Source organism: Bradyrhizobium sp. 31Argb (assembly GCF_043638955.1).
Taxonomy (GTDB): domain Bacteria; phylum Pseudomonadota; class Alphaproteobacteria; order Rhizobiales; family Xanthobacteraceae; genus Bradyrhizobium.
Map to the genome: position 1 here is coordinate 1 of NZ_JBEGDB010000241.1, position 12,347 is coordinate 12,347.

Annotated in this window: 10 protein-coding genes and 1 pseudogene; 1 reads left to right on the plus strand and 10 read right to left on the minus strand. The window is 63.3% G+C overall.

The window, feature by feature from the left end:
* Positions 1-313 precede the first annotated feature (313 nt).
* From AAFX91_RS31985 to AAFX91_RS32000, 4 genes are all read right to left on the minus strand, one after another.
* On the minus strand, positions 314-1,087 hold the full coding sequence (locus AAFX91_RS31985) for an anti-sigma factor family protein (RefSeq protein ID WP_394569256.1): 774 nt from the start codon (positions 1,085-1,087) through the stop codon (positions 314-316).
* Positions 1,059-1,613, minus strand: a complete 555-nt coding sequence (locus tag AAFX91_RS31990; RefSeq protein WP_282528325.1) for an RNA polymerase sigma factor — start codon at positions 1,611-1,613, stop codon at positions 1,059-1,061. The genes AAFX91_RS31985 and AAFX91_RS31990 overlap by 29 nt, the downstream gene beginning before the upstream one ends.
* Before the next feature lie 163 nt (positions 1,614-1,776).
* On the minus strand, positions 1,777-3,231 hold the full coding sequence (locus AAFX91_RS31995) for a YncE family protein (RefSeq protein WP_282528324.1): 1,455 nt from the start codon (positions 3,229-3,231) through the stop codon (positions 1,777-1,779).
* A 9-nt stretch (positions 3,232-3,240) separates the two neighbouring features.
* Positions 3,241-3,768, minus strand: a complete 528-nt coding sequence (locus tag AAFX91_RS32000; RefSeq protein WP_282528323.1) for a DUF305 domain-containing protein — start codon at positions 3,766-3,768, stop codon at positions 3,241-3,243.
* Positions 3,769-4,070: 302 nt separating this feature from the next.
* Between AAFX91_RS32000 and AAFX91_RS32005 the strand changes: the two are divergent.
* A pseudogene (locus AAFX91_RS32005) lies at positions 4,071-6,581 on the plus strand (arylsulfatase).
* 254 nt (positions 6,582-6,835) lie between these two features.
* Here the strand turns inward: AAFX91_RS32005 and AAFX91_RS32010 are convergent.
* From AAFX91_RS32010 to minC, 6 genes are all read right to left on the minus strand, one after another.
* Positions 6,836-9,076: a molybdopterin cofactor-binding domain-containing protein gene (locus AAFX91_RS32010; RefSeq protein ID WP_394569257.1), complete on the minus strand. Its 2,241-nt coding sequence runs from the start codon at positions 9,074-9,076 to the stop codon at positions 6,836-6,838.
* Positions 9,073-9,537, minus strand: a complete 465-nt coding sequence (locus AAFX91_RS32015; RefSeq protein WP_394569258.1) for a (2Fe-2S)-binding protein — start codon at positions 9,535-9,537, stop codon at positions 9,073-9,075. Before AAFX91_RS32015 ends, AAFX91_RS32010 begins: the two co-directional genes overlap by 4 nt.
* A gap of 268 nt (positions 9,538-9,805) precedes the next feature.
* Positions 9,806-10,108 (minus strand): hypothetical protein, encoded by a 303-nt coding sequence (locus tag AAFX91_RS32020; protein ID WP_130578240.1) that lies wholly within the window; start codon positions 10,106-10,108, stop codon positions 9,806-9,808.
* Entirely contained in the window at positions 10,105-10,389 is a 285-nt protein-coding gene (minE, locus tag AAFX91_RS32025; RefSeq protein WP_130578266.1) for a cell division topological specificity factor MinE, read from the minus strand. The genes AAFX91_RS32020 and minE overlap by 4 nt, the downstream gene beginning before the upstream one ends.
* On the minus strand, positions 10,389-11,204 hold the full coding sequence (gene minD / locus AAFX91_RS32030; protein ID WP_130578241.1) for a septum site-determining protein MinD: 816 nt from the start codon (positions 11,202-11,204) through the stop codon (positions 10,389-10,391). The genes minE and minD overlap by 1 nt, the downstream gene beginning before the upstream one ends.
* A gap of 21 nt (positions 11,205-11,225) precedes the next feature.
* Positions 11,226-11,927 (minus strand): septum site-determining protein MinC, encoded by a 702-nt coding sequence (gene minC, locus AAFX91_RS32035; protein ID WP_130578242.1) that lies wholly within the window; start codon positions 11,925-11,927, stop codon positions 11,226-11,228.
* Positions 11,928-12,347 lie beyond the last annotated feature (420 nt).

Consider the following 12,347-nt stretch of genomic DNA (forward strand, 5'->3'; position numbering starts at 1 on the left):
CAACGTTCGTGACGATCGCGACCCGCCCCTCATTCGCGCTGAGACGCGCGGAGTTAAATCACTGATTTGCCCGACGGTGAAAGCAGAATGTTTTTTACGCGAGGGCTGGACAGACTTTTGCTGATTTGCCCGACGGGTTGTTATGTCGCACCCTCTGCATCCACATCGTCATTGCGAGCGGAGCGAAGCAATCCATAGCGCCGCAAGCGGAGGAATGGATTGCTTCGCGGAGCCCGTCATCGGGCGCGCGTTCGCGCGACCCGTTGGCTCGCAATGACGGGGCTGTCATTCCGGCGCAGAACAACCGTCGCGTTCAGATCGAACGAGCCTGTCTCCGAACCTCATTTGCAATCGGCCTCAAGGACTCCGGAGCGGCGGGGCCGATCAGACTGTAGCCAACGCCGTCGTCAGCCCAGGCGAAGCCTCCAACACCGCCCTGCGATTGGGGCGTCATTGGCGCGTTCTGGTCCGCGCTGCTCATCGGTCGGGTCAGCACGACGATCCGACTGCCGTGGTCATCGTCATACATGAACATTGCGGCGGGACCGTGCGAACTGGCGACAAGGCGCCCTCCCATCAGCCGGTAGCCCGACGTGGTCAGATCCGGCACCTTCACCGGCCGATGCAGCCGGTCGGAGAGCCATTGCACGAGTTGAGCGCTCTCGGACGCACGAACCTCGACAGGTCGGACACGATCCGGTGCATAGACGCTATACGAGATGGCGGCCTCCTGCGCGAGCGCAACCAGTCCGCTCGGCGACGCCTGCAGCGCGCCGCGTACGAACCAGCCGCCGAGACCACCGATGCTCAACAGCAGCATCGCCGCCATCGCCCACCGAACCGGCGACGGTCGTCGCGAACGCTGCTCGATGATGCGCGACAGATTGAGCTCTGCCGGCAAGGGTTCCTCGGCGATCGGCGCGAACGCCGCGCGCAACCGATCGCGCTGATCGCTGAAGGAGGCGACGCGTCTGGCGACATCCGGATGATCACCCAGATAAGCGGCGACTTCTGCCTGCCGCTCCGGTTCGAGGACACGGTCCACATAGGCGTGGAGATCATCCTCCGTGATCGGTCGATGGCTCATTCTTCACGCTCCGTATTGACACAATGTTGGTTGGCGCATCGATCGCAGTGCCTTCGATCTCCTGCCGCAGCCTTTCGCGCGCCCGAGAGAGCCGCGACATCACCGTGCCCACGGGAATATCGAGCACCTTCGCGGCATCCGCATAGGAGAGGTCTTCGACGCCAACAAGCAGCAGTACGGCACGCTGGTCTTCGGGAAGTTTCGCGAGCTTGTTCAGAACGTCCTGATACATCAATTTTTGTTCCTGCGCTGCGGCCTCGCCCAAATCATCCTCATTGGTGTTGTCGATCGGGACATGCCTGCCGCGCGTCGCTGACTGGCGAAACTGATTGATCGCCAGGTTATGCAGGATCGTGAAGAGCCAGGCGCGGACATCGCCGTCGCGCCGCTGGTACCAGCGGCTGACGGCACGCTCCAGGCAATCCTGCACCAGGTCGTCGGCATTCGCGCGGTTGCGAACCAGTGCGCGTGCATAGCGGCGGAGCGCGGGTATCAACGGTTCGACCTGCCTCAGCATGTCTTCCATGGCGCACTCCGCCTCGATCATGATCCGATTGGACGCAATCGGATCATGATCTCATCTCTTTGTTTGAGCATGATCTTCCCACGCAAACGCTTCGCGTTTGTCGCGAGGGAAAACCGGTTTCCACTTTTCCCGGATCATGCTCTAGCTTGCCCTCACTCTACCATCACCGCGTTTGCACCTGTACCGCCTCTCCTGATGTCGTCGCATCTCCGGGGGCAATGACCAGATATCGCCGTTCCGGACTTGCCGGATCCTGGACGATCTGCCGGATCGGCCCAACAGCGTTGACGATGGCCGATCCGGCCGGATTGGTCATGAAGGCCGCCAGCGGTTGCAGAGAACCGCTTCCGTCAGCGTGGTCTGCCAGCGCAAGCACGTATTTTTGCTTCGGCGTCAGACCGGTCACCGACGCCTGCAGCACCTGGATCAGGCCCTGATCGAACAGTGAAACGCTCGTCGGAGGTTTCTCGTCCTTTGACCCATCCTTCGGTCCGAGCGAGAGGTGCGCGGCCTGGCCCGCGACACCGAGCGCCTGCAGGTTCTGGCGGTCGTCTGCATTCGGGGCAGCGTTCGGAACATAGGCGATGGCCTGAGGCGCTTGTCCGATCGGGATGTTGGCGATCACCGTATTGGTCGCGGTGTCGATCGCTGCGAGCGCGTCGGCATTCTCAAGCCCGACATAGATCCGGCTGCCATCGCCCGACGGCCACACACCGTGCGGAAGATTTCCGACAGGGATGGTCGCGACCTCCGAAAAATCATCGGTGCGGAACACCTTGACCTGGTTCAAGCCGCCGATCGTAACGTAGGCGAAAGTCCCCTTCGCCGTGTGGGCGAAGTTAACGTGGTTGGTGATCGGGCCGCTGTCGATCATCTTGATCAGATTGAACGGCGGCCTGGCATTGAACACCTGCGTCGTGCCGGTGTCCTTGAGCGTGAACCACACCTGGTTTCCGTCCGGCGTCGCGGCGATGTTCGGGCAGAACGGACTCTCCTGCTTGACCTTCGCGATGATCTTGTGGTCGGCAACGGAGACGACGTCTGTCTCCGGGTTGAAGGACGAGCAGATGTAGCCATATTTTCCGTCGGGCGAGAAGATCTGCATGCCCGGACCGCTGGGCGTGGTGATACGGGTCTTCTCTGCGAACGTCTTGCTATCGATCACAGAGATATAGTTCTCGCCCCGCACGGTGACCCAGACCTCCCGGCCATCGGGCGTGAAGAATGCTTCATGCGGCGATCGGCCGACATAGGTCACATGCTTGACGGCATTGGTCGCGGTGTCGATGAAGGTCACCGAGTTCGATCCGATCGAGACCACCGCCAGGGTCCGATGATCGGGCGAATAGCCCATCCCGTGGACGAGAACCTGCCCCTTGTAGAGCGGGCTGAAGTTAACGGGTTGTGGATCGCCCAACCTGATGACGCCGAGGAGCTTGTTATCGACAGGGTCCGTCACCGAGACCGTATTCGAGAATTGCTCCGCTGCGTAAACGCGGTCGTGATGGCTGATCGGCACGTCAGGCGCGGACAGCGCGCCGGGCGCTTGTCCTGCCCAGGCGCCGGAACTGGTTGCAAGCATCGTGCCTGCAAGGAGAAGGCTCTTCCAGATCGTCATGGTTAGCTCCTACTTCTTCATTCCCGATGACATGTCCATCGACATGCCTGAGTGGTGATGTTCGACCGCAGTCGAAGCCGGTTGCTGTTGCGTGGGGGCAGGCGCGGCATCCGTCACCGGCTGGCCGATCGCAAGCTTCATGGCTGCGATTTCCTGCATCTGATCGACGATGATCTCCTGCGCGATACGCCGTAGCTGTTCGTTCTTGCCGTAGCGCAGTTCGCTGATCGCCATGTCGATCGCGCCTTGATGATGAGGAGACATCATCGCCACAAAGTCGCGGTCGACGTCGCCGGTCGGCTTGATCTCCATGTCGTTCATCATCTTGATCATCGCGGCCTCGTTCTCTTTCCAGAACGGAGCCTCGTCGGCGGCAACGGCCGGCGGGACAGGCGGGTGGGCTTCCTGCGCAAGCACATGCGACGGAAGAGCAAACGCGATGAGAAGGCGCGCGCCAAGAACCACAGTGCCTAGACCTGGTCTCGGAAGCATGCCTGACAGCGCCGTCACGGCGCCGTGAAACGATGGCCTACGCATTCTGGCCTCCATATTTGATGCGTTGTGCGGGTGTGACGCGTGCGGGCGCGTCTTATTCCATCGAGCCTTCGAGATTCTGGAGCGGCGACGCGCAGATCTCGGAAAGCACAGTGATTGCAAAGGCAAGGGACTGCCAAACGGCCCGATCACATAAACGTTAGGATCCTGATGCCGCGCGGCTTGCCCGAACCTCCACGACCCATCCGTTGATCTACGTCAACACCAAGGGGTCCGGCCCCTACTTCCATGCGGTTGGTGTGCACTTTTGGCCCATGGCAGAGACCCAGTAGGGAGGATCGGTCATGAAAATGTCCGCGCTGTTGTCCTGCGCTGCTACGTTGACCATGCTCACGATTGTGCCCGCGATGGCACAGCAGACGACTGGCGCTGCGGGTTCGCCCAGCGCCACGACCACGATCGACGGCAAGCAACTCCCGCCGCCCGATCCGACATTTGGCGGCGTAATCAAGGACGACGCCTTGCAATCCAAGCCGTGGTGGGCGCCGCGCATCGTCCCGCCGCAGGGCGCGCCCAACGTGCTGCTGATCATCACGGATGACGCAGGCTTCGGCGTGCCGAGCACCTTCGGGGGAGTCATCCCGACTCCGACGATGGATCGCATCGCCAATGAGGGCCTGCGCTACAATCGCGTCTTCTCCACCGCGCTGTGTTCGCCGACCCGCGCGGCGCTGATCACCGGGCGCAACCACCACTCGGCCGGCTTCGGCGTGATCTCTGAGCAGTCGACCGGCTTCCCCGGCTACAACAGCATCATCGGCAAGGACAAGGCGACGATCGGGCGGATCCTGCTCGACAACGGCTACGCCACTTCGTGGTTCGGCAAGGACCACAATACGCCTGCGTTCGCTGCGAGCCAGATCGGCCCGTTCAATCAGTGGCCAACCGGCATGGGCTTCGAATACTTCTACGGCTTCGTCGGCGGCGATGCGAACCAGTGGCAGCCAAACCTCTTCCGCAATACGACGCAGATCTACCCGTTCCTGGGCAAGCCGCCGGGCACCTGGAATCTCGTCACCGCGATGGCCGACGACGCCATCGACTGGATGACGCGCATGCATCAGACCGATCCGTCCAAACCGCTCTTCATCAAATATGCGCCAGGCGCCACGCACGCGCCGCACCACCCGACCAAGGAATGGGTGGACAAGATCGGTGCGATGCACCTATTCGACGACGGCTACGAGAAGCTTCGCGAGCGCATCTTCGAGAACCAGAAACGGCTCGGCGTGATCCCCAGTGACACGAAGCTCGCGCCATGGCCCGGCAATATCCTAAAGCCGTGGGACCAGCTTACGGCGGAGGAGAAGAAACTCTTCATCCGTCAGGTCGAAGTGTTTGCCGCCTACGCCGCCTACAACGACAGCGAGATCGGTCGCGTGATCAAACATTTCGAGGACCTCGGAAAGCTCGATAACACGCTCGTCATCTACATCAACGGCGACAACGGCACCAGCGCGGAAGGCGGGCCGCTCGGCACGCCCAACGAGGTCGCGTTCTTCAACGGCCTGAACGAGCTGCCGGTCGGTGCGCAGATGAGGTTCTACGACGTCTGGGGCACAGACCAGACCTACAACCACATGTCGGCCGGCTGGTCGTGGGCGTTCGACACGCCGTTCGACTGGTTCAAGCAGAACGCATCCAGGCTCGGCGGCATCAACCAGAATATGGTCGTGTCGTGGCCGGCGCGCATCAAGGACAAGGGTTCCTTGCGCGAGCAGTTCGTCCACGTCATCGACGTCGTGCCGACGATCCTCGAGGCCGCCGGCATTCAGGCCCCGGATTATGTCGACGGCATCAAGCAGGCGCCGATCGAGGGCACGAGCTTTGCCTACACGTTCGATGGACCGAACGCCAAGGTGCCGTCGCGGCACCAGACGCAGTACTTCGAGATGATGGGCCAGTGGGCGCTCTACCACGACGGCTGGATGCTGAGCACCAAGGTCAATCGCGCGCCCTGAAAGGCGTTTGGCCCGGCCAACCCCGATCCGCTGAACAATCAGGTGCTGCAGCTCTATGACCTGAGCAAGGACTTCAGCCAGTCCGACGACATCGCGGCCACGAACCCGCAGAAGGTCAAGGAGATGAAGGAGATGTTCATCGCCGAGGCCAGGAAGCACCAGGTCTTCCCGCTCGACGCATCGGTCGCGGCGCGCATCATCGCGCCGCGACCAAACATCACCGCTGGACGCACGGAGTTCGTGTACACGCGACCAATGACGGGATTGCCGCAGGGAGATTCGCCGCTGCTGCTCAATGCGTCCTACACGATCGCCGCCGACATCGACGTGCCGCAGGGCGGCGCGGAGGGCATGATCCTGACCTCGGGAGGGCGCTTCGCCGGCTATGGCTTCTACTTGCTGCGGGGCAAGCCGGTGTTCTTGTGGAACCTGGTCGACCTCGAACGCATCAAGTGGGAAGGCCCCGATGCGCTATCGGCGGGCCGGCATACGGTCGAGTTCGACTTCAAGTATGACGGCATTGGCGTCGCCACGCTCGAGTACAACAACTTCAGCGGTCTCGCACAGCCCGGCACCGGCACGCTGAAAGTCGACGGCAAGGAGGTCGCCACGAAGCGGATGGCGAAGACGCTGCCGATGATTCTGCAGTGGGACGAGAGCTTTGACATCGGCTCCGACACGCTCACCGGCGTGAACGATGCCGACTACAAGCCGCCGTTCCCGCTGACGGCCAAGCTCAACAAGCTGACGATCAAGGTCGATCGCCCGCAACTTTCGCCCGCAGACATCAAGACCCTGCAGGCGGCGATGCGAGAGAAGGCCAAGGCCGATTAATTCCATGGCGCCAAACATGCGGGCCGCGCTCTCTCAGGGCGCAGCCGAGGCCCCGATCTCGCCTGTGGCCCATCCCTCGAGACGCCGCTGGCGCGGCTACTCGGGATGAGGTCGCGTCATTCCGGGGCGATGCGCCAGCATCGAGCCCGGAATCCATTGCTCCACCTGCGCCTGCGGCCCGATGGATTCTCTGATGTGCAATTGCACATCATAGTTCGCGACTTCGTCGCGCCCCGGAATGACGAGAGCGGCATCTACACGAAATCGATGTGCTTGTTCAACGGCAACTCGCGGATGCGCTTGCCGGTGGCGGCGAAGATGGCGTTGGCGAGTGCGGGAGCGGCGGGAGGAACCGGGGGCTCGCCGATGCCGCGGATCGGGCTGCCGTTGTCGACGGCGCGTACTTCGATCGCCGGCGCCTGATTGAGGCGCAAGCCTTGGTAGGCGTCGAAGTTCGTCTGCTCGGCGACGCCGTCCTTGAACGTCAGTTCGCAATTGACGGCGTGGCCCAATCCCCAGATCACGGCGCCCTGAACCTGGTTCTCGAAGTTCAGGGGATCGAGCACCTTGCCGACATCGGCGGCGACGAACACATTGTCGATCCGGATGCCGCGCGGCGTGTTCGAGACTTCCACGACCTCGGCCACCGGCACGCCGAATGACAGCGTGAACGCGATGCCGCGGCCGCGATTCTTGCCGAGATCGCTGCCCCATTTCGACATCTCGCCCACCGCTTCAAGCACCCTGCGCGACGGCTCGTGCCAGCACAGCCGGATCAGTTCCTGCAGCGGATCGGCGCCCGCCGCGTGGATCAACTCATCGAGGAAGCCATTGTGCAGGAAACCGTTTGCCGACGCGCCAACCGAGCGCCAGGAGCTCACCGGCACCAGCTCCGGCACGCGATAGCCGGTGACGCGATAATGCGGAATCCGCAACGGCTGGTCCCAGGCGCCCGCCACGATCGCGATATCCGGCCCGAAGGTCGGCATGTGCAGCCGGCCGATCTGAGAGGCTGTCACCGACGGACAGGCGACCTTGAGGTCGTAGGCTTCGACCTTCCCATCCCTGACCGCGCCACGCATGCGCGCCATGCCGAGCGGGCGCGGGAAGTCGTGGGTCATGTCCTCTTCGCGCCTCCAGGTCATCTTGATCGGATATCCGGGATGCGCCTTTGCGAGCTCGACCGCCTGGCGGACATAGTCATCCTCGAGGCGCCGGCCAAAGCTGCCGCCTGACATCAATGAATGAAGGTGGATCTTGTCAGGCGCAAGCCCGCTGACTTCGGCCGCCGCCGCCACCAAGAACAGCGGCATCTGCGTGGCCGTCCAGATTTCGAGCCGTCCGTCCTTGAGCTGGACCACGGCGTTCATCGGCTCGAGCGGCGCATGCGCGAGATATGGCACCTTGTATTCGGCCTCGATCACGCCATCGCCCTGCAGCGCGGCCTCGATATCGCCCTCATCCTTGAGCCGGCTGTCCTGGCGCTCGCCGGTGAAGGAGGCCGCGACGGTCTCGAACATCGCCGCACTGGATGGAGGATAGGGCGCCGGTCCCCAATCGCATTTGATGAGTTCCGCCGCCTTGAAGGCGCGCCAGGTGTTGTCGGCGATCACGCCGACCCCGCCGGTGATCGGCACGACCGCAATAACTCCCCTCGCCTTCTCCGCCGCACTCGCGTCATATCCCTTGATGCCGCCGCCGATGCCGGGATTGGCGCGGACCGTCGCATAGACCATGCCGGGCATCCTGATATCGATGCCGTAGGTCGCAGTGCCGGTCGACTTCGCGACGATGTCGATGCGCTGCATCGGCTTGCCGAGATAGCGCCACTCCGACTCCGGCTTGAGCCGGACCTTGCGCGGCGGCTCGATCTTGGCGGCTTCCGCTGCCAGCGACGCGTAACTCAGCATCTCGCCGCGCGGCGTGATCACGCTGCCGTCCCTGGTCTTCAATTGGTGCTTTGGAATTCCGGTCCGCATCGCCGCCGCATGCAACAGGACTTCGCGGGCGGCCGCCCCCGCAATGCGCATCTTCTCATAGGCATCGGCAACCGACGACGACCCGCCGGTGATCTGCAGCCCCAGGAACTTGCTCACCGCATCGCCCACGACGCGCGCAGAGCGCGCCTTGATGCTGGTGTCGGTTGCCGGAACGGGAAGGCCCTCGGCGGCGGCGATGCCATTATAGTAAGCATTGCTCGGCGGCCCGAAATCGATCCTGATGTCGTTCCAGGCGATATCAAGCTCCTCGGCCACCAGCGCCGCAAGCACTGACGCGACACCCTGTCCGAGATCGGCGCGCGGCGTGATGATGGTGACGCCGGTCTGGTCGATGCGCACATAAGGCGTCAGCGCCGCCTGCCCATCGCCAAGCTCCTTCAGCAGCGGATTGATCGGCTCGCGCTTATAGGCATAGACGCCGAACGCGACGCCACCCGTGATCACGGCAGTGCCGATCAGGAAGGTGCGCCGCGCGATGGTGCCGGCCCTGCTCATGTCGGGCGGCCCTTGAGTTCACGCGCCGCGGTCTTGATCGCGGCGCGGATGCGCGGATAGGTGCCGCAGCGGCACAGATTGCCGGACATCGCCTCATCAATGTCGTCGTCGCTCGGATTGCCATTGGCGCGGAGCAGCGCGGCGGCCGACATGATCTGGCCGGACTGGCAGTAGCCGCATTGCGCGACCTGGTGCTCGACCCACGCCTTTTGGACCGCATGCAGCGCCGCCGGTGTGCCCAATCCTTCGATCGTGACGACGTCGGCTTTGACATCGCCGACCGGCAGTGAGCAGGAACGCACCGGCTCGCCGCCGACATGCACTGTGCAGGCCCCGCACATCGCAATTCCGCAGCCATATTTGGGACCGGTGATGCCGAGCACGTCGCGCAAGACCCACAGCAGGGGCATCTCGTCTTCGACGTCAACCTCATGCGTCCTGCCGTCGACGATGAGCCGCATGCGACCTCCGGAGCCTATGCGATGACGATCCTCGATCGCATGCGCATCTTCTCTGCCGTTCAGGTCAGAGTAGCGGAAGCCTACGACAAAGCCTTGGCTCTGTCATAGCGGTTCGGAGGCAGTTCACACACGCGTGTGCGCTTTCGCGGCATCACGCCGCACGCAATCGTAGCCCGGGTGGAGCGAACGCGTAACCCGGGGACCGCTCGCAAACGTAGATACAGATGACCCGGGTTGCGCGTTCCGCTCCACCCGGGCTACGAAAGTATCAGGCGCGGCGGCGCTGCGGGGTACCGCCGACGTTGGCGTCCCAGTTGCTCCAGCTTACGCTGGCGAGGCTTCGCCCGTCGGTGGCCAGCGGCCGCTTGGTTCGCCGCTCGTAATCGGCGATGCAGCGCTCCGCTTCCAGGATCTTTCGCTTCAGCTCGCTGATCGCCTGCTCGGTCTTCCGGTTGAAGGTCGGGATAGGGGCGCCCCCGAACCGGGCGATCTCCAATTCCTTGAGCGCAGCGCGCTGCTTCCTGACCTGCGCCCGTTGCCAGGCAATATGGCTATCGCTGTCCGCCGTCATGTCGCAGCCACCAGCTTGGATCGTTGCGTAGCATTGGGCACTTCGATATCGACCTCGAGCATCGAGACAAACTTGCCCCGATCCATCTTGACCACGACTTTCTCCGGATCGAGATCGACATGCTTGGAAACCACGGCGAGGATTTCGGATCGCAGCATTTCCAACAGTTCGGGCGCGCCGCTGCCGCCAACCCCGCGTTCATGCGCGAGCAGGATCTGCAGCCGTTCCCGCGCAACAGGCGCGGAGCCAGAGCGGCCGCCGATAAGCCGCAGGAGATTCATCATGCCGCCCTCCGTCGTAATAGCCTGTTCATCAGTCCCTTGCGTTCGACCGGCACCGTCATCGGCACCGTCTCGCCCATCAGGCGGCGCACCGCATCCATATAGGCGCGGGCCGGCGCGCTGGTGGTGCTGTTCAGCGTGACCGGGCAACCGACATTGGATGCGCGCAGCACGTCCTGACTCTCGGGGATGATCCCGAGCAGCGGCGTCGCAAGGATTTCCAGGATGTCGTCGATCGAGAGCATCTCGCCGCGCGAGGCGCGCGAGGCGTCGTACCGGGTGACGAGCAAGTGCTTCTCGACCCGCTCGCCCCGCTCCGCCTTCGCGGTCTTCGAATCCAGCATGCCGATGATGCGGTCGGAATCGCGCACCGAGGAGACTTCGGGATTGGTGACGATGACCGCCTCGTCCGCATAGCGCATCGCCAGCGTCGCGCCGCGTTCGATACCCGCCGGGCTGTCGCAGAGGATCCAGTCGAACTTGGTCCTGAGCTCGTTGATGACCCGCCGCACGCCCTCATCCGTCAGCGCGTCCTTGTCGCGGGTTTGCGATGCCGGAATCAGCCACAGATTCTCCAGGCGCTTGTCGCGGATCAGCGCCTGCGAGAGTTTCGCGACGCCCTGCACCACGTTGATGAGGTCGAACACGACCCGCCGTTCCGCGCCCATGACGAGGTCGAGGTTGCGCAAGCCGACATCGAAGTCGATCACGACAACGCTTTGTCCGGCTTGCGCGAGAGCCGCACCGAGCGCAGCCGTGGACGTCGTCTTGCCGACGCCTCCCTTCCCAGACGTCACGACCAAAACCTTGGCCATTTTCTCTCCTCCTTTGGTCGATCAATTCAGCGCTGTGATTTTGAGGGCATCGTCTTCGAGCCACGCCTGGGCCGGCCGGCTGCGCAGGCTTTCGCCGATGTCCTCTGCGGTCTGGTAGTAGCCATCGATGGCCAGTAGTTCGGCTTCGATCCTCTGGCAGAAGATCCGCGCCGATGAATTGCCGTTGATGCCGGCCATCGCGCGGCCGCGCAGCGTTCCATAGACGTGGATGGAACCGCCGGCGACGATTTCGGCGCCCGAGCCGACCGAGCCCAGCACGGTGACATCGCCATCGGCGAACACGATCGACTGGCCGGAACGCACCGGCTGGTCGAGCAGCAGCGATGTCTGTTTCGGCTTCGCTGCCTTGGCTTGCGGCTTTGGCGGCTCAGACTGCGGGAGCCCGCAGGGCCGGCCGCCCGTGAGCAGCGGCGGCAGGCTGTTGGTGAGATGGTCGGGGCTGACGCCCTCGATGCCGAGCACGCGGATATTGCGCTGCTCGAGGTTGGCGACGAGATGCTGGATGGCGCTCTGGCTGAGGTCCAGCGCCGAGAGGTCAAGCACCACGGGCTTGCCGACGAAAAATCCGGGCGAGCGGGCGAGTGTCGCGTCGATTTCCCCGAGCCAGCCCACGATCGGGACAACGGGGGTAAACACGAACGCAACGTAGGATCGGCCCCGCATGCGGACCAGTTGACGGTTTGACTGCACAGGTGCGTCCATCGCGGCCGACTCAGCTCCTTTTCGAATGGTTAATGATCGGTAGCCATGGTTAATCATCCGTTAACGAGACTGAAATTCCACGGAAAAAGGTAAAAAAGGCCCATCATGCGGCGCCGGAGGGCAACAGCATGACGGGGGCACGCCGAATCAGTGGCGCAGCGCCGTAGCCCGGGTGGAGCGTCAGCGTAACCCGGGGACCACTGGCCAACGCTGATGCCGCCGTCCCGGGTTGCGCTTCCGAGACTGAGCAAGAATCGGGAACTAGGTTGCCAAGTGGAGGCTGAAGGGATTTGGCGCGGGATTTTGCTGTAGGCGGCGGCGAAAGTCGCCTATGAGGGCGTTGGCGAGACCTGCGATGGCCGCGACGGCGCGCAAAATGCAGATCGCGGCCAGGCTGCTCGCCTGTCTGCTCGCCAGGCA